Raw genomic sequence first — 18,279 nt, forward strand, 5'->3', positions numbered from 1 at the left:
TTATTAAGAAAATTATATCTAAAATTTTTTGATTTGCTATTTCACTTTAAAAATTTGACATTTGCAGGGTAAAAGCGATAATATTGATGAAATCGATTGCTTTTTTTGCTTTGGATAAAGGAGGAATAAAGAAATGAGTAAAATTGGTATCATTACTTTTTCCGATGGTCGTCCTCATGTTCACCAGGAATTATTAGCAATGAATTTAAAATTCCAGGAGAATTTAGTAAAAAAACTTCAACAAGAAGGTCATGAAGTCATTGTTGCCGATGAGCCCCCCTGGACAAATCAGCTAGCAGTTGCGGCTGGAAAAAAAATGCAACTCACTGGCGTTGATTGTACAATTTTCAATTATGCTATTTGGGCTTGGCCTCATTTTACCGTTTTAGCAGCTCAGTTTGCACCGGGTCCTTTTCTCTGTCTTTCTAATATCAATCCTGGGTACCCTGGTCTAGTCGGTATGATGGCCAGTTCTGGTGCATTAGATAATATTGGAATTCCTTATACCCGGATTTCAGGTGATTTAAATCAGGAATCAACTTTTAAAAAAGTAAATTGTTTCATCAAGGCTGCCGCCTGTTTGAAGCAAATACAAGGTGAAACCTTTGGGTGTTTTGGAGGGCGGCCAATGGGAATGTACACCGCCACCTCAGGAACTGATTCTTGGATGAAGACATTTGGAATTGATACCGAACATATCGATCAGTGGGAAATAGTCCGGCGATCAGAATTCCTGCTTTCTCAAAATCCGAAAAAAATCGAACAGGCTTTTCAATGGTGTGAAAAAAACATCGGCTCGATTCAATACGATGGGAAACAATTGACTCCAGAAATCTTAAAAAAGCAAATTGCCTCCTACTATGCAGTAAAAGAATTATGTCAAGAAATGCATTTAGATTTCTGTGGAATAAAGGGACAACCCGAGCTTACCAATAATTTTTGTACTATGGATGTCGCCGAAGCTTTTATGAATGACCCCTACGATTTCGATGGACCTAAAGAACCTATCGTTTGCTCTACCGAAGCAGATATGGACGCAGCATTAACCATGGAGATTTTCAAAAAATTAGCAAAAACCCCGGTACTATTTGCTGATGTTCGCCATTGGCATGAAGATTATCAAATATTGGACTTGTGCAACTCTGGCGAACACGCCACTTACTTTGCCGGAGCCAGCTTCGATTTTCGAGACAACCTACCTCGAGTTTCTTTCCTTCCTGAAGGCTTCTATTTCCAAGCTGGCGGTGCCGCAGTTCATCATCTTGCCCATCCAGGAAAAGTCACCATGGCACGATTAGGAAGAAAAAATGGAAATTACTGGATGGCTATTATGACTGGGGAATTTCTCCAGTTTGATGAGAAAACCAACCAAGAAATCATGACACGCACTCAAATTGAATGGCCCCATGCATTTTGTAAACTTGATACGAGTATTGACCGATTTATTGAAAAGTTTCCCTGCAACCACATCCATGGAGTATATGGTCATTTTGTTGAAGAACTCAAATTGGTTTGTGAATTTCTTGGTATTCATTGGGAAATCATTTAACTTAAACCCCTAATTAAAAAAGAGCGGGTGTAAAAAACCCGCTCTTTTTTTAAATAATTATTTCAAAACTTATAATTCAGGTCCAAAGTGTTTTAACATGACCAACATCGTATTTTCACTTGGATTGGTGATGGTTATTCCTTCCCGGGCTGCTTTTTGGGTTACAAACAATTCGTCGCTGGTCATTTCTCCAAATCGAATTAAACTTGGAGCATCGATAGATAAGGATCCAAACTGGCCATGACCCTCAATGGTAATCAGCCCATAGGCTTCCTTATCTTTGATGGTAACCGTACTCCCGGGAAACACCCTTAGCTCTTTCGCTGAAAAATCACTGGATTTATAGGAAATCCAAAATTCCTCATAACCTTCCGTTCTCATTTCTTCGACTGGTTTGACTGGTTTGGGTTCAGCAAATCGATTATGATAAAAATCTGGATCAACGTTTAAATCCCAGTTTATCAGGCTAATGATAAAATCAAGATCATTTTTATACTCTTCAGGAACATTTTTTACCAGTAATTCCCAAGGTGTTGGGACATCCCACACTAATGACTGGAACATAGCAAATACATCCGAACATCTTTGGGGTTCATAGGTTAATAAAGAACCAGGCGCATGAAGAATGCCAGGGGGGACGTCCCACCCAGTTCCTGGTTTGAGTTTATATGCTCGAGACAAATACAGTATCCCATTATCACCCTTGTTCCAATCTTCTAAACATTTTCTTACCTCATCCTTGGTTGTTCCGGGATTAAGACCAAAAAAAGTATAAGGAAACCAACCACCATGATTATTCAACTGGGCTGGAAAAAAGTAGGATTCCGGTTTTCCCATAGCCCCAACATGAGCAGCTGTTTCATCATCATGATGAAGATGATGAGGAAGGGGTTCCATATTGTCAAAAAACTTACTAAACATCAACCAGCCGCCAAATTTTTTCATAACGTCGGTCCCTAAGATATCATTCCCCATGATATCAATTGCTTCTTTGAGAAGAACTTTTTCCTCTTTCCTTCCATCTTTAAAATAAATATAGCTTAAACCCTCATCTGGAAGCGTCTCCGGCCCGTTGTCCGCTTTGGTCGTCGAAGCAAACCATCGTTCATCAATGCCACCCCGATGTGCTCCAAAAGCATAGTAATCATCAGGGTGAAGTTTTATGCGTTTACCAGGAATACAAAATGAACGAGGAACCCAATTGGGAAATAACCGAAATATTCCCTCTCCTTGTTCTAAAGCTCTTTCTACAACTTCTGATGAATTCGCCATAATACTCCCTCTTTTCTATTGTTTGTTTTTTAATTATCATCTAAAAATTTACCATAAAACCGTATCCCTATTCCATGGGAATAATCAATTATCTCTAATATAAAGATTTTATTTTATTAATCCAAGCTCACATTTCACCTTTTCAAAGGACGGGTTGATTCGCGGATTATTAAGCTCGGTTCCAAAACAATTCGATTGAGAGTGATTTCTTTCTTGTGAATATGATTTAAAATAACTTGAACTGCTTTTTGACACATTTCTTGAAATGGTTGGATAATAGTTGTAAGCGATGGAGTAACCATTTCCGAAGAGCTAATATTGTCCATCCCAATTAAGGAAATATCTCCGGGGACACGAATGTGATTTTTGTTGAGCTCTTTCAGGGCTCCAATTGCCATCATATCATTTTGGGCCCAAATTGACGTAATTTTAATACCATCACTTAAAAATTTTTTAATAGCGTAAATCCCCGATTCAAATTTAAAGTCTCCTTCATATATGAAACCCGAGGGCAATAGAATTCCATTTTCAGAAAGAATGGTTTTAAAGCCTTTTAATCGCTCTCGACAAAGAGCGATATTTAATGGGCCAGTTATACAGGCTATATTTTTGTGATCCAAGCTCATCAAATGCGAACCGGCTAAAATTCCGGCTTTATAGTTATTCAGAACAATACTGGGAATATGTTCCTTTTCCAAAAAACGATCAACAACCACAACTGGAATATTGGTTTTCTCAAGAATTTTGAAAACCCGGCTTTGATCAGAAACTCGAGAAAAAATTATTCCATCGACATTTCTTCGAATCAGGCTATCAATAAATCGTTCTTCTTTTTCCGGATCTTCATTGGTATTTCCTAAAATCAAATCAAATCCATGATCAACAATTTGTTCCTCTACATAATGAATGAAATTGACAAAAGTTTGATGGATGATTTCAGGAACAACCAAACCAATAATACCTCCACTTCTCATGCGAAGACCTTTAGCAAGGAGGTTTGGTTTGTAGTGGAGTTTCCGAATCGCCTTTTCCACTCTTAAGCGGGTTCTCTTATCTACCGGAATACTATTATTTATTACTCTGGATACGGTTGAAACCGAAACACCAGCGATTTGAGCGACATCTTTCATTGATGGCATAGATGACCTTATTTTTAACTTTAGAAACTAACTCTCCTTTTTAATCATTTCTTTTTAATAAGCTTATAATCTCATAGGGGAGTAGCGTTCTCCCCTATGAGATTATTTCATCTAGAAACTCTTTTCAGCTTGATCAAGATTATCCTTGGTAATTACAGCCGGCTCAATTAAAACCACCGCGTTTTCTGGGGTTTTACCTTCTTTTACAAAGTTATAAAGAATTTCAAAACCGGTCGCTGCTTGTTTCCCAGGAAATTGTTCTATCGTTGCATCTAGTATACCATCATCTATCGATTTTAATGCATCGGTTAGTGCGTCAAACCCAATCGTAATCACTTCTTGGACATTGAATTTAGCACTGGCTTGCAAAGCCTCAAGAGCACCGAGAATCATTTCATCGTTCGCTCCAAATACAGCATCAATTTCCGGGCTGCTCATAATAAAATCTTCCATAACCTGCATGCCATCATCTCGACGGAAATTAGCAGTCTGTGTCTTAACAGTTATATTTGGATATTGCTTCATAACATCCTGGAACCCAGAACTACGGTCAATAGCCGGACCAGCGCCTGGTGTACCATAAAGTTCAATTACAGTTCCCTTAGGATCACCAAATTTTTTGCTCAGTTCAGCAACAATAAATTCGGCGGCTTTCTTCCCACCGGTATAATTGTCTGCTCCGACATGGGCTAAAATCTCTACAGGAACTCCCTCTTTCAACCTGCGATCCACAGTCACCACAGGAATAGCAGCTTTATTGAGTGCTTCAACACCAGGAACGACTGCTTCGACTTCGATTGGAACTAATAATACTCCATTTACTTTTTTAATAATCATATCTTCAATAATTGATATTTGTTTTGATACCTCATCATTTGCTTCCAATGATACAACATTCACTCCCAATTGGCTGGCTTTGTCTTTCACAGCTTGTTCGAGAAAAGCAAACCAAGCAAAAGAAAGGGATGGGAATGAAAGCCCAATAGTGTATTCTTGAGCAAGAGCTAAAGTTCCAAACATACAGCTAAAAGCCAAGATTGCCACAATAAACAACAATCCAATTCTTTTCATTTTCTTCCTCCTTTTGGTTTTTCTCTAAAAAAAGAAAAAACATAATTTTTCTTTTTTTATCACCCCCCCCCTTAGTTAATTTTACCAGAAAAGAAATTAAATCTCCTTTGAATGCTGTTTAAGGAATGCTTCGTACTTGAAAGTATTTTTTTTAAACAGTCCGGAAACGACGCTTCATCCTATCCATAAGAACCGCAAGGATGATAATTGTACCCTTAACCATCATTTGCCAATAGGGTTGGACTCCTAATAAGTTTAAACCGTTAGAAATAACCCCGATGAGCAATGCGCCGATTAAGGTTCCATATACTCCACCTTCCCCACCCATCATACTGGTTCCACCGATAACCACTGAAGCGATTACATCTAATTCATAACCCTGCCCTGCTACCAGCTCTCCAGAATTGAGCCTTGATGTAAGGATAAGCGCACTTAATCCTGAGAGAGTGCCAAGAATTGTATAGGTAAGAATTTTTACTCGATCAACCATAATACCTGAAAGTAAAGCTGCCTCTTGGTTCCCCCCGATAGCGTATATGTAACGGCCAAAAACCGTTCTTTTAAGAATAATACCAAAAACGATGACACACCCTAAAAAAAGAATGACCGGGAAAGGAATAGGACCGATCATTCCAGCACCAATAAATCGGAAAGCAGGACTCATTCCAGAAATTGGTTTCCCCTGGGCTATGAGTAATGTCGCCCCACGAAATATACTCATCGATCCTAATGTAACAATAAAAGGATGTATTCCACCTTTGGTGGAAACATATCCATTAAAATAACCGATACCCGCTGCTACGAGTAAAGGAATAATTAAGCTAAGAAAAAAGTTACCACCCCATTTTACTTGAAATCCAGCAGCAATAATACCGGCAAAAGCAACAATGGAACCTACCGAAAGATCTATGAGTCCTAATAAAATTACTAATGTCATGCCAACTGCCATAACCCCGATGATTGAGACCTGTCGAATGACATTAATGATATTGAGGGGATTAAAAAAAACTGGATTAAGAATTCCAAAGACTACACAGACCACAATAAAAACTAATAGGATCCCAATCTTATCCCAAAAAATAAAGAAACGTTCAACTAATCCCTGATTTTTATCTTCAGTCAGAGCGTCCATTTAAACGTCCCCCTCCTATTGCTAGTTTTAAAACTTCTTCTTGGTTCGCATTTTGGCGGGTTAAGGTTCCGGTAATCTTTCCTTCTTTCATAACCAATATATGATCGCTCATCCCTAATATTTCCGGTAATTCTGAAGAAACCATCAAGATTGCAGCCCCTCGTTCTATAAGTTTGTTCATTAAGTGATATATTTCAATCTTTGCTCCCACATCAATTCCCCGAGTTGGTTCATCAAAGAGGTAAATATCGCACTCTCGAGCAAACCATTTCCCCAACACCACTTTTTGTTGATTCCCCCCGGAAAGAAACATGGTTTTCTGATGAAAGAAAGGAGTTTTAATATTCATCATTTGAACCATTTCAGAAGTGATATGATTGAGTTTCGTATCATCAATAAAACCACGATTGGATATCTTGGTTAAGGAAGGTAGCCCAATATTGTCCGTGACCGATAATAACAATACCAAACCTTGGGTTTTTCTTTCTTCAGGGAGAAGCGCAATGCCCAAATTAATGGCATCATGCGGAGATTGAATGGTAACTTTATTCCCTTTCACAAAAATCTTTCCGCCATCTAAAGGATCTAAACCATATATAGCCCGTAAGAGTTCAGTTCGACCTGAACCAACCATTCCGGCAATTCCTACGATTTGTCCCTTTTTAAGGGAAAAATTAATATTGTGCAGCACTCCCTTCCGGTTTAAATTTTCTACTCTTAAAACCTCATCTTCAACTTTATGATCCAGATGAGGAAATTGCTCAACTAATTTCCGCCCAACCATCATTTTTATCAAATCATCAATCGTTAACGTAGCTGTATTGCTGGTTGCAACATGCTTCCCATCTCTTAACACTGTCACTCGATCGGATATAGCAAATATTTCGTCGAGATGGTGTGAAATATAAATTATGGTTACTCCCTTTGATTTCAGGAACTGGATAATTCGGAATAGTGTTTCAATCTCTTTTTTTGCTAACGCTGCCGTAGGTTCATCCATTATTAATATTTGTGCATTGAGTGAAAGTGCTTTTGCAATCTCAACCACCTGCTTTTTTGCAACTCCCAAAGTTCCAACCTTCGCATCAATATCTACATCCACTTCCAGAAAATCTATGAGCTTCTGAGCTTCCTCTTTCATCTTTTTCCAATCAATAAATCCTCGCTGGTTGCGAATGTGGTGACCCATAAAGATGTTTTCAGCTACTGTTAAAGCAGGTATTAAATTCAGTTCTTGATAGATGGCAGCTATTCCGCTCCGTAAAGCTTCATGTGGGTTTTGATAATGAATTGATTGACCTTGAAAAAATACAGCTCCCGAAGTTTTTTGATATACACCGGTGACAATTTTAATTAAGGTCGATTTTCCAGCTCCATTCTCACCTACCAAAGCATGGACCTCTCCCCTTAAAACATCAAAACTGACATTATCTAAAGCTAACACACCCGGAAAACGTTTAGTTACCTTATCAAATCGTAAAATCCAATCCTCATCCTTAATGGGATTATTCATCAATCCTCTCCAATTTGTTTAACCTTTGGATATTTGAAATCGTTTTCAAGGTATTATAAAAAACACTTTCACTACTATTCTATATTCTCTTATTATTTTTATCAATTTAATTTGACTTTTCTTTTCAGCTAAAAAATATCTAATTTCTCAAATTTTTATCATCTTTTTCTATCCTTGACAAGGCTTATGAAATACGCTATTTTATATTTTGCCCTTCGCCGAAGTGGCGGAACTTGGCAGACGCGCTGGATTCAGGTTCCAGTGAGTTTAACGCTCGTGGGGGTTCAAATCCCCCCTTCGGCACCAGATGCGCGATTAACTCAGCGGTAGAGTGCCATCCTCACACGGTGGAAGTCGCTGGTTCGAACCCAGCATCGCGCACCACCATTTTTTGTTTAATCGCAACCAGAACTATCAAAATAGTTATAATAAGGTGTTACTCTGAGTAATCCTTTTCCATCGAGGCAAGAATGGTGATTTCAGAAGGTGAAAAATTTGCTGAAATATTCGGTCAATAAAAGAGTGAATACCTTTCTGTGCTTTCTTAGACAAAATGCAACACCAAATGAAAGTGTTGTAATAATAAAAAATACGCCAATTTTTAACCTCCTTTTTTAATATCAATCCAATTGCACCAATAATTTTTAATAAAATTCCATCACTTTCAATTGAATCAATATCAATTTAATTTCGGTTCTGGATTGGAGCTCTCATGAAAAAGAAAAGCGAATTGGAAAGTCAAATTAGTTCGACTCTCATCCAGTTTGAAAAAGAATACATGGGAAGAGGGCCAGTCGATATAAAGACTTACCTTTTTGATGATATTGTTTTTATACGATTGAAAGGCGTCCTCACCAAAGCAGAAACGCAATTAGCCTCAGGGGGGAGTAAGGATAACCGCGATTTAATAAAGCGGGTCCGTATTGAGCTTTTAGAAAAAGGAAGACCGCTTTTGGAAGCAATAATTGAAAATATTCTTAATCGAAAAGTAGTGAGCTTGCACACTGATATCAGTACTCGTACTGGTGAGCGGTTGATAATCTTTACTTTAAATGAACCACTGAATGACCTGGTCTAAAGTTTGCTTAATGAGAATATAAGTCTCTTTGAAAAAAAACACCACATCATGAATCTAATTTCTTGCATATTCAACTCTTCCCTTTTTTAAAGAAAATGAAAAAATGACTTTATTTCACTAATTTTTTCCATAAACATTGACAGCGGATATCATAATGAGTAGAATAACCACTTAAATCGGTGGAGCACTAAGGGTATTGGTGTTTCGCACATAAAGAAAGATACAGTCGGAAGCCAAAGAGTATTAATGACGATTTGGAGAGGGCTGGGGTTATAATCTAACTCCAGCCCTTTTTTATTTTAGAAAGAAGGAGAAAAAAATGAAAAGCTTTACTTTAAGGAATAAAGAAGTGATCATTCATACTGAAGGAGAAATTTGTGGTAACATCCAAGAATTAACCAATAGCCCCATTTTCGAAAGAATGGTTTACGCCTTCATGGATCATATCAAAAAGCACAGTTCTTTGTTAAGCGATTCTTTATTTCCTCCAGATGTTGAGCTTTCCTATCGTTCAAAAATAGTTTCTCTACTGCGAATTTTAACCACATCATCTCTTGAAGAAGTTGTTAAAATCTTACCTGATTATGGTTTCTTTTTAGATAAAAAAAATTTACTTCATGAATTTGTGGAAAAGCTCTATAACTTCTGGCGTCGATATGAAAGGTATATGATTTGTCATTCCGAGTCTGGAATCTATTCTCATGATCAAAAACCTTATCGAACTTTTAACATGACGGTTGAGCGTCTTTCCCACTTAGTTCGAGCAGGATATCGCGATATATGCGAAAATATCACTGGTACTCATCCTCGAGTTTATCGTCAAGTCGATGCCGGTTGCCAAGCGGGAATTATTGCGGTCCCAAAAAAATGGAATCTTCCTTCGGAAGAATACGCTAAACTCCTTTCCATCCCCTTTATCCGACAATTGATGATACAACCGCCTCTCATTCTCGATCCTCCAATGAATAAACGAACTGGACATTTCCATAAAATTCCTCAAAACGTATTATCCAGCCTTGTGATCGAGGGGAAAAAATGGCTTTGTTATCCAGCCCAGGTTGGGAAATTAGTCATCTTCATCTATTTTGAAGAATGTTTTATGGGATTAGGTTGTTCTCTGGCCAATCTTTTTGAGTTGGCTGATGATGATCAAATCAGCAAAGGACCGGATGCTATTTACCTTTATGGGATTAATCCCACAACGTTTCCTTCCAATCTCAATTCTGAAACTGTCTTTTTTGATGATGAATCGAATAAAATTCTGATCGGTTTCGTTCCTGGAAAAGAGCAATATGGGTACTTCGGCTATCTTAAAAAGATGGTGCTCACGCTCCACAATATTGTCATGATGAAAAAAGGAATCCTGCCTTTCCATGGCGCAGCTTTTCGTATCACCAATTTGGATAAATCAGTTTCGACTATTGCCATTATTGGAGACACGGCTGCAGGGAAATCGGAAACTCTGGAAGCTCTTCGTATTATGGGAAATGGATATATTGCTGACCTAAAAATTATTGCCGATGATATGGGCTCTTTTGAGATTGATGAAAACAACCATCAAATTCTCTGTTTTGGTACCGAGATTGGTGCCTTTGTTCGACTTGATGATTTAGAAAAAGGCTATGCCTTTGAACAAATTGACCGAGCTATTATCATGAGTCCTCAAAAAATGAATGCCCGAGTTATTTTACCAGTAACAACCGTAGATTGTATCTTAAAGGGATCCCCAATTGATTATATTTTCTATGCAAATAACTATGAAGAAATTGATGAGTTACATCCAGTTATTGAACGGTTTCCGACCGTTGAAAAAGCTTTGGAAGTATTCCGGGAAGGAAAAGCTATGTCAAAAGGAACCACCACGTCGGTAGGTATTGTGAATTCCTATTTCGCAAACATTTTTGGGCCTATTCAGTATCTCGATCTCCATGAAAAAATTGCCCATCGCTATTTCTCAAAATTTTTTAAAACTAATATCTTTGTCGGTCAAATTCGTACTCGTTTAGGTATCTGCGGTCAAGAAATGAATGGACCGCAAACTGCCGCTGCTGCTCTTATGGAGTTAGTTGGTCTAAAAAGAACCAAATAAATCAAAAGAGATTATTCGGTTTTGATATACAAAAATTCAAAAACATAGAGTGGAATTTTTTTGGGATTAGTGGTTTGAGCAGTCGGATTAAAGCGTGCAATCGGCCGAGGTTTATCGGTTTTGTTTAAGAATTGCAAGCGTTCAGCTAATGATTCTTTAAGAAGGACTTTTATTTCTTCTATGGTTTTTGACCGAACCTCTAAATCAACTATATCAGGGAAACAGGCGTAAAATTCCTTTTCTCTTTTTTCTACCACTGCCCAATATCCCATTTTTCATCCCCTCCCTTCAATTAAAATATTAACATCAACCAGTGGATTCCCCCTGGTTGATGTTTGATCTCTTAAAGAGAAATCTATGGTTACTTTCATTATACAAAAATTTAATCTTTATGGCGAAACCATTTCAATTATTGTTATCAATAAATAACTTTTACTCCAAATCTTTTTATCTTTAATGGTACAATATTGAAAAAGTATCCTTGGCTTGGTTAAAGGAGGTTGCCTATCAATGTTCAAATTTGGAGTTGATACCTTTATTTGGAGTGAAGCTTTCTCAGAAAAAGATCTATGGGTCATTCCGAAAGCGAAAGAACTTGGTTTTGAAGTATTAGATATTTCCATCAGTAAACCAGATAGTTTCCCCACCCAACTGGTCAAAGAAAAGATTCAAGAAACCGGTCTCGAAGTGGTTACCACCACCACTCTGGGTAAAGAAACCAACCTGATCTCATCTGATCCGGCCATTCGAAAAAACGGCATTGAATTCATGAAGAAGATGGTTGATATCAATGTTGAGCTGGGGTCTCGAATCATCGGTGGCGTAAGCTATGCTGCCTGGGGATACCTGAGTGGGAAACCCCGAACCCAACAAGAATGGGACTGGTCGATTGCCAGCATGAAAGAGATTGCTCAGTATGCTCAGGAGAAGAGCCAAATCGCCGTCTGTGTTGAACCGGTGAATCGCTTTGAAACCCATTTCTTAAACATTGCCGATGATGCAGTTCGCTATTGTCAGGAAGTTGGCTATGAGAATATCAAAGTCCATCTCGACTCCTTCCACATGATTCGGGAAGAAACCAGCTTTCGGGAAGCAGTGAAAACCTGTGGGAAGAAATATTTGGGCTATGTCCATGTCTGTGAAAACAACCGAGGAATTCCCGGAACCGGTCTAGTCCCCTGGAAAGAATTCTTTCTTGCTCTCAAGGATATCAACTACACTGGCCCGTTAGTCATCGAATCTTTTGATCCCAGTTTTGAAGAGCTCAACCGTCAATGTGCCATCTGGAGAAAATTGGCTGATTCTGGAGAAGAATTAGCGGTTCAAGGGTTGAAGCATCTCAGAGCAGTCGCCAAGGAGATTGGAGAGTAAACCATAGCAAAGGAAGAGCCCTCTTTCGACTCGTTTTGAATTTCAATGCTTGATTGAGGGCTTTCTCGACCAAGCTCTTGCCTCACATCTAAGATGATTATCAATCCTGGACCGTTTTTTCAAGCTTGTCTATTTCGCTTTCTATAAAAGTTCTCATAGCTTTTAGCATTTCAATTCGAGCGAGGGAAAGATGATTTCGTACTTCCTCGCTGACTTGTGGTCCAAAAAAATTGGTGAGAGGACTAAAAAACATCTCCTCAAACATTTCTCTCATATTTTCTTTTTCATTACTCATCTTAATGAACCTATCCTTTTTTTAATTGCCTTTCCAATAAAAGCTGGGCATCTCTATCACTCTTAATCGCTTGAAAGTCAGTAACAAATGCCCCGCTTGACTCCATATTCGCCATTAAACGCCGAAGGGCTTTATCGGTTCCAAACAAGGAGGGTCGAACATAGGCCACCGTTTTCTTCCCCTCCATTCCAGCTACTCCTTTTAAAAAGTTCACCACTTCCGGTGAAATCTTGCCACCAAAAGCACTGACTACCGACGCACCAATAAAAATTACATCATATGGCCTTAAATTAATAGGTGAGGATACATCCTCGATTTCAATAGCTTTCACGGTATGACCTGATTTTTCAAAAGCATTGATCATGTAACGCGTACTCTGTTGTAAAGCTTTATCTTTCCCGAGATAAACGAAAGCAACTCTCAACCAATTAGACACCTCTCTTTCGCAATACCCTATTCATAGTTTAAAAATTTCAACATCTAAAAAACCTTGATATTCTTATTATAGCCAAAAAAGCAAGTCTGTGTCCACGAAAAAAGATTGAAAAATTTATAAATGAACTCTTCAATATTTTTCTATCTGAGAATTCCTATCTCGTTTTTTTTGGCAAAGAAGCGTATTCCAATTATTTTTCTGGTTTGTATGTATTATTTCAAGAGAAAGCATACCAACAGCCTTTTCAATACGAGAGTCATCCTCTACTTGAAAACCTGATAATACTAAATAACCAGTAACAGGAAGCATATTGCTCAGGAGGGGTAAATTTTCTAAAATAAATTCGGCTCCAATATTCACTACGATAAAATCAAAAGAACCTTGCACGCTGGAAAGATCACTCGTTTTTGCCTGAATCCGCTCAAAAGGGACTTGATTTAATGCACAGTTGCGTTTTAATTCTTCCATGGCCAAGGGATCAATATCAATAGCAGTAACATCTCCAGCACCAAGACGAATAGCTAAAAGAGAGAGTATCCCCGATCCCATGCCAACATCTAAAAATTTCATTCCCGGTTTAAAAAATTGAGATAGGAATTCCATACAGGAAAAAGTTGTTGGATGATCACCGGTCCCAAATGCGTAAGCAGGATAAATAACCAAATCTACCATTGAAGGAATTGCTGGTTCCCAAGGAGGACGAATGACAATGGCTTCATTTACTATTATCGGTATAAAGCGTTTGCGCCATTCTTCAGCCCAATTTTCATCAGGTTCTTCTTCACGTTCTGCAGCAACGATGTATTCTGGAAAGGCCCCCTCTGGCCAATCTCGTAGGTAGGCAACTATGGTCAAACTATCTTTCTCCCAGAAGCCGTACGGTTCCTGATCTTTAAACCACAAATAAACCTGCTCGCGATAGGATTCATGCTTTATTCTCAGAGTGAGTTTCTTCCATATTCGACTCATTTTTATTCCTTTCGGCTACGACTAATAAACCTGAAGCAGAGCGGGCACCAACCCCCAGCACCTCAAATTGAGAGTCATACTCTTGGCAAATTCCCAAAAATTGTTGATAAGTTTTCTGGTTATTCACGATGCGCTGTAAAGTCTTGGTTTTTATTAATCGGGCTAACGTCCCGGTTGCCATTGCTCGAATCGGTCGAAAATTTTGTTCGATAATCATATTTATCAGCTCTTTAGGAAGAAAGGCATGGAGTGGGGGAAAAATATAACGATTTAAAAAAGAAATCTTTTTCTCAATCTGTTGCAACTTTTCCGGGTGGTCCCAATTGCCTTTTTCTAAATAAGACCGAATATGATTTAAGGAACCGGTCCAGCCCATTTCCAACTCAATTGCTATCGGGAGCTGTCCCAAACGGTTTACCACCGAAACAATAACTCTTTTTCGACTCACCCGACATATTTCTTGTATAGCTCGGATATGATCAGGGTAGGCATAAGATATTGGTGCATCTAAACAGAGAACTAAATCAAAACATTGTTCGGGAAATTGATGGAGATTTTGCACCCTTCCTTCAACAAATTTTATTGAATGTATTCCACTTTTTTGGGCTAAATTCTTTGCCTCTTGCAGCATAGCCGTAGAAATATCTAAAAGGGTTAGTTCACATCCTCTTCGAGCTATTTCTAAACCATATCGACCATAACCCCCTCCAGCATCAAGAACTTTTATTCCGGAATGTAAATAAGGTTCGACTTCCAGCCAGACTAAATCGGTATGAACTTTTTTTTCAATATTCCTTTCTCTTCGCTTTTCTTTTCTCACCCCGGCATTCCAATACATTCGGTGTTGAATATCTCTATCCATATATCCTTCCGTTGTATATTTAATGAAAATCTATCCTATTCTGAAAATACCATCTAATGAATTGAATTCTTTAATTCATCACCCCGAGGCTTCATTTTTCGAAGCCGTGAGAATCTCATCTTTTCAGTTTTTTAAATTATCCTTTAATTCTTTTTTCATTCTCTCCCTCGCCCTCTCGCGCCCTCTCCCCCTCAGTCTTTAAGGGCGTGAGGATCTTATCATGGACTTTCACCCTCATCCTCACCTTCTCCCATCAAGGGAGAAGGAACTCTGACTCGTCATTGCGAGGAACGAAGTGACGTGGCAATCTCATGAGTTCAATCTTTTTTATTCCTCTCTTTTTAGAGAAATGAAGTTTAAGAAGGATTCGTTTCTTCCGGTTCTTTCAAATCCCCCTTACCTCCTTTTATAAAGAGGGAAACTGGTTCTTAATATATATTTTCATCCTCATCTGATACCACAAATTGGTATGGATGTTTTTCCTGCCAATAGAACAATCATCATTCATTCCTGTTTCTAGACTTTTCACGATACTACATTATTAAGTTTTGAATTTCGTTTTGAATGCGAAGGAGGAAATCCTGCAATGAAAACCCTCCTAAATCTCCTTCTTTTCTTTCCCGAACGCTTACTTGATGGTTTTCAACTTCCTTATCACCCATGATTAAAATATAGGGAATCTTCTGAAGCTGGGCTTTTCTAATTTTTGCTCCTAAGGTAGCATTTTCATCATTTAACTCCACTCGTATCTGAGCTCGAGCTATTTGTTGTTTGACTTCCTGAGCATAGGAATAATGTCTTTCGGCTATTGGTAAAACCACCACCTGCACCGGAGATAGCCATACCGGTAAAGCACCGGCAGTGTGCTCAATAAGAATACCAAGAAAGCGTTCCACGCTCCCTAAGATAGTCCGATGAAGCATAACCGGCCGATGTTTCATTCCATCTTCGCCAATATAATTGAGATCGAAGCACTCCGGCATGGTAAAATCAAGCTGAATAGTCCCACACTGCCATCGACGTCCCAGAGTATCCTTTAAATGAAAATCAATCTTAGGACCATAAAAAGCTCCGTCACCCTCGTTAACCCTGTAAGTTAAGTTCTTTTCTTGAAGAGCATTTTCCAAGGATTTGGTTGCTAAATCCCACATCTCATCTGAACCCATCGAATTTTCCGGTCGAGTACTTAGTTCTAATTCATAATCAAATTGAAAAAGCCGATAAATATAATCAGCCAACTCAATAACTCCAATGATTTCTTGTTTGACCTGATGGGGTTCCATGTAGATATGGGCATCATCTTGGGTGAAACATCGCACCCGCATGAGTCCATGGAGCACTCCGGAGAGTTCATGACGATGAACTAATCCCAATTCGGCCATCCGTATCGGAAATTCACGATAACTATGCAGTTGACTTTGATAAACTAAGATCCCACCTGGACAATTCATCGGTTTAACCGCAAATTCTCTTTCATCAATTGAGGTAAAATACATATTATTTCGATAATGGTCCCAATGCCCAGATCTCTCCCATAACTCACGATCAAGGATAATCGGAGTTTTTATTTCATGATATCCTCTTTTAATATGCTCTTTTCGCCAGGCATCCAAAAGGGCATTAATAACCACCATGCCTTTAGGATGGAAAAAAGGGAATCCTGGCCCCTCTTCGTGAAGACTGAATAATTCAAGCTCCTTCCCTAATTTTCGATGATCTCTCTTTTTTGCTTCCTCCAACCGATAAAGGTACTCTTTGAGTTTATTTTTATCATCAAAGGCAATGCCATAAATCCTTTGCAACATTGGATTGGTTTCTTTCCCTCTCCAATAGGCTCCCGATACACTCAAGAGCTTATAGGCTTTAATTGAGCTGGTTGATGGAACATGAGGACCCCGGCAAAGATCAACAAATTCTCCCTGTTGATAAAGACTGACCTGATCTTCAAGAATTTCATCCAACAATTCGATTTTATAATTTTCTCCCCGGGAAGCGAAGAGTTGCTTTGCTTCATCTTTAGAAAGCACCTTTCTTTCTACTGAAAGATTTTCCTGAATAATTTTCTCCATTTCATCTTCTATTTTCTTTAAATCTTCTTCATTCAAAGCGTGATCAATGTCGAAATCATAGTAAAATCCCTCTTCAATTGCCGGTCCTATGGCTAATCGAGCTCCAGGATAAAGCCTTTTCACCGCCTGTGCCATCAGATGAGAAGTACTGTGCCAATAAATAGCCTTCCCTTCTTTATCATCAAAAAAAATATATCTTTCAATATCTCCATTATTTTCTCGGAGATCAACCAATTGACCCGCTTTATTCATTGCAGCAATCGCTGAATTGATTGAGTTTTTTGCCATTTCATTTTCCTCCTTCATAAAATCTTACCAGCTAATTTATAGTAGCTTTGAGAAAGTTGTCGGTTTGTATATAAATTTATATCATAAAATCATACCACTTTCGAACATTTCTCAACAGGACAATAAAGCTTGCACAAATGAAAAGGGCGCCATTCCTAAACCGGAATGGCGCCCTTTCAAATCTTCTGGTGGGCGGCACAGGACTCGAACCTATGGCCTCTTCCGCGTCAAGGAAGCGTTCTTCCTCTGAACTAGCCGCCCACATATTCTATATTCTTGGAGGCGGCACTCGGACTTGAACCGAGGATGAAGGATTTGCAGTCCTCTGCCTTAGCCGCTTGGCTATGCCGCCAAAGTCTTCCATTATCTGGAGCGGAAGACGGGACTTGAACCCGCGACCCTCACCTTGGCAAGGTGACGCTCTACCAACTGAGCTACTTCCGCCTCTCAAGCTACAATGGTGCCGAGACCCAGAATTGAACTGGGGACGCATGGATTTTCAGTCCATCGCTCTACCATCTGAGCTATCTCGGCACTCATTTGGCGGGGTCGACGGGATTTGAACCCGCGGTCTTCAACGTGACAGGCTGACGTGTTTGGCCAGGCTACACCACGACCCCGCTCATTTGTACTTCGGATTCAGGATACCTCCCTCGCCCGAAAGCAATTAACATTTTAATAGGTCAAAAGGCTTTTGGCAAGTCTTTCTTGAAAATATTCAGGGAAAGCTTTATTTATTTTCCTGAATAACCTTATTATAATCATCGGAACTTAACAATTGCCCAACTTCTTCCGGTTGAGTCGATTGAATAACACAAATCCATCCTTTTTCATAAGGACTTTGATTAATAACCTCTGGTTTATTTTCAAGGAGAGAATTCACTTCAGTTATGACACCAGAAATTGGTGAATAAAGGTTGGATACCGTTTTAATCGATTCAACATCACCGATTTTATCTCCCTTTTTAACCGTTAGGTTCGGTTTTGGCAACTCAACATACACTAGGTCCCCCAATTCTTCCTGAGCAAAATCAGTGATGCCACAGCGATAAGCGCCATTTTCCTCTTTTACCCACAAATGCTCGGGAGTATACAATAAATCTTTGGGAATATTCATATGAAACCTCCTCGTTTTGGCCAGATGTT

General features: G+C 38.9%; 16 protein-coding genes and 7 tRNA genes. 6 read left to right on the forward strand and 17 right to left on the reverse strand.

Features of this window, described 5'->3' with window-relative positions; genetic code table 11:
* Positions 1-133 precede the first annotated feature (133 nt).
* Positions 134-1,549 (forward strand): L-fucose/L-arabinose isomerase family protein, encoded by a 1,416-nt coding sequence (locus tag RT761_RS02035; protein ID WP_218112435.1) that lies wholly within the window; start codon positions 134-136, stop codon positions 1,547-1,549.
* A gap of 69 nt (positions 1,550-1,618) precedes the next feature.
* Here RT761_RS02035 and RT761_RS02040 read toward each other — a convergent pair whose 3' ends face one another.
* The 5 genes from RT761_RS02040 to RT761_RS02060 all read right to left on the reverse strand — a co-directional run bounded on the left by RT761_RS02040 (position 1,619) and on the right by RT761_RS02060 (position 7,676).
* Positions 1,619-2,821, reverse strand: coding sequence for a cupin domain-containing protein (locus RT761_RS02040; protein ID WP_218112436.1), 1,203 nt, complete (start codon positions 2,819-2,821; stop codon positions 1,619-1,621).
* Between the two features lie 134 nt (positions 2,822-2,955).
* Positions 2,956-3,960, reverse strand: coding sequence for a LacI family DNA-binding transcriptional regulator (locus RT761_RS02045; RefSeq protein WP_218112437.1), 1,005 nt, complete (start codon positions 3,958-3,960; stop codon positions 2,956-2,958).
* Between the two features lie 111 nt (positions 3,961-4,071).
* Positions 4,072-5,031 carry a substrate-binding domain-containing protein gene (locus RT761_RS02050; protein ID WP_218112438.1) on the reverse strand — a complete coding sequence of 320 codons (960 nt, stop codon included), beginning with the start codon at positions 5,029-5,031 and terminating at the stop codon, positions 4,072-4,074.
* Positions 5,032-5,182: 151 nt separating this feature from the next.
* On the reverse strand, positions 5,183-6,163 hold the full coding sequence (locus RT761_RS02055) for an ABC transporter permease (protein ID WP_218112439.1): 981 nt from the start codon (positions 6,161-6,163) through the stop codon (positions 5,183-5,185).
* The gene (locus RT761_RS02060) at positions 6,147-7,676 is read right to left on the reverse strand and encodes a sugar ABC transporter ATP-binding protein (RefSeq protein WP_218112440.1); all 1,530 of its coding nucleotides are present in this window, start codon (positions 7,674-7,676) and stop codon (positions 6,147-6,149) included. Before RT761_RS02060 ends, RT761_RS02055 begins: the two co-directional genes overlap by 17 nt.
* A gap of 217 nt (positions 7,677-7,893) precedes the next feature.
* On the opposite strand from RT761_RS02060, the gene RT761_RS02065 reads away from it, so the two are divergent.
* From RT761_RS02065 to RT761_RS02080, 4 genes are all read left to right on the forward strand, one after another.
* Positions 7,894-7,982: transfer RNA gene (locus RT761_RS02065), tRNA-Leu, on the forward strand.
* Positions 7,983-7,985: 3 nt separating this feature from the next.
* Positions 7,986-8,060, forward strand: a tRNA-Val gene (locus RT761_RS02070).
* Between the two features lie 328 nt (positions 8,061-8,388).
* Positions 8,389-8,754: a Na-translocating system protein MpsC family protein gene (locus tag RT761_RS02075; protein ID WP_218112441.1), complete on the forward strand. Its 366-nt coding sequence runs from the start codon at positions 8,389-8,391 to the stop codon at positions 8,752-8,754.
* Between the two features lie 319 nt (positions 8,755-9,073).
* Positions 9,074-10,843 carry a phosphoenolpyruvate carboxykinase (ATP) gene (locus tag RT761_RS02080; protein WP_218112442.1) on the forward strand — a complete coding sequence of 590 codons (1,770 nt, stop codon included), beginning with the start codon at positions 9,074-9,076 and terminating at the stop codon, positions 10,841-10,843.
* An 11-nt stretch (positions 10,844-10,854) separates the two neighbouring features.
* On the opposite strand, the gene RT761_RS02085 is transcribed toward RT761_RS02080, so the two are convergent.
* Positions 10,855-11,115: a hypothetical protein gene (locus RT761_RS02085; protein WP_218112443.1), complete on the reverse strand. Its 261-nt coding sequence runs from the start codon at positions 11,113-11,115 to the stop codon at positions 10,855-10,857.
* A gap of 238 nt (positions 11,116-11,353) precedes the next feature.
* Here RT761_RS02085 and RT761_RS02090 point away from each other — a divergent pair, with 238 nt between their 5' ends.
* Entirely contained in the window at positions 11,354-12,214 is an 861-nt protein-coding gene (locus RT761_RS02090; RefSeq protein WP_218112444.1) for a sugar phosphate isomerase/epimerase family protein, read from the forward strand.
* Positions 12,215-12,314: 100 nt separating this feature from the next.
* Here the strand turns inward: RT761_RS02090 and RT761_RS02095 are convergent, their stop codons facing one another.
* From RT761_RS02095 to gcvH, 11 genes are all read right to left on the reverse strand, one after another.
* Positions 12,315-12,509: a hypothetical protein gene (locus RT761_RS02095; RefSeq protein ID WP_218112445.1), complete on the reverse strand. Its 195-nt coding sequence runs from the start codon at positions 12,507-12,509 to the stop codon at positions 12,315-12,317.
* Positions 12,510-12,519: 10 nt separating this feature from the next.
* Complete coding sequence (locus tag RT761_RS02100) at positions 12,520-12,933, reverse strand: flavodoxin family protein (protein WP_218112446.1); 414 nt, start codon at positions 12,931-12,933, stop codon at positions 12,520-12,522.
* 141 nt (positions 12,934-13,074) lie between these two features.
* Positions 13,075-13,914 carry a 50S ribosomal protein L11 methyltransferase gene (locus tag RT761_RS02105; RefSeq protein WP_218112447.1) on the reverse strand — a complete coding sequence of 280 codons (840 nt, stop codon included), beginning with the start codon at positions 13,912-13,914 and terminating at the stop codon, positions 13,075-13,077.
* Positions 13,871-14,776, reverse strand: a complete 906-nt coding sequence (locus RT761_RS02110; RefSeq protein WP_218112448.1) for a class I SAM-dependent methyltransferase — start codon at positions 14,774-14,776, stop codon at positions 13,871-13,873. Before RT761_RS02110 ends, RT761_RS02105 begins: the two co-directional genes overlap by 44 nt.
* Before the next feature lie 533 nt (positions 14,777-15,309).
* On the reverse strand, positions 15,310-17,133 hold the full coding sequence (gene thrS / locus RT761_RS02115) for a threonine--tRNA ligase (RefSeq protein ID WP_218112449.1): 1,824 nt from the start codon (positions 17,131-17,133) through the stop codon (positions 15,310-15,312).
* A gap of 186 nt (positions 17,134-17,319) precedes the next feature.
* Positions 17,320-17,394, reverse strand: a tRNA-Val gene (locus RT761_RS02120).
* A gap of 16 nt (positions 17,395-17,410) precedes the next feature.
* Positions 17,411-17,485: transfer RNA gene (locus tag RT761_RS02125), tRNA-Cys, on the reverse strand.
* A 16-nt stretch (positions 17,486-17,501) separates the two neighbouring features.
* Positions 17,502-17,577: transfer RNA gene (locus RT761_RS02130), tRNA-Gly, on the reverse strand.
* Between the two features lie 14 nt (positions 17,578-17,591).
* Positions 17,592-17,667 (reverse strand) — tRNA-Phe (locus RT761_RS02135).
* A gap of 7 nt (positions 17,668-17,674) precedes the next feature.
* Positions 17,675-17,753, reverse strand: a tRNA-Asp gene (locus tag RT761_RS02140).
* A 110-nt stretch (positions 17,754-17,863) separates the two neighbouring features.
* Positions 17,864-18,250, reverse strand: coding sequence for a glycine cleavage system protein GcvH (gcvH, locus tag RT761_RS02145; RefSeq protein ID WP_218112450.1), 387 nt, complete (start codon positions 18,248-18,250; stop codon positions 17,864-17,866).
* Positions 18,251-18,279 lie beyond the last annotated feature (29 nt).

The sequence above is a fragment of the Atribacter laminatus genome, assembly GCF_015775515.1.
Classification (GTDB): domain Bacteria; phylum Atribacterota; class Atribacteria; order Atribacterales; family Atribacteraceae; genus Atribacter; species Atribacter laminatus.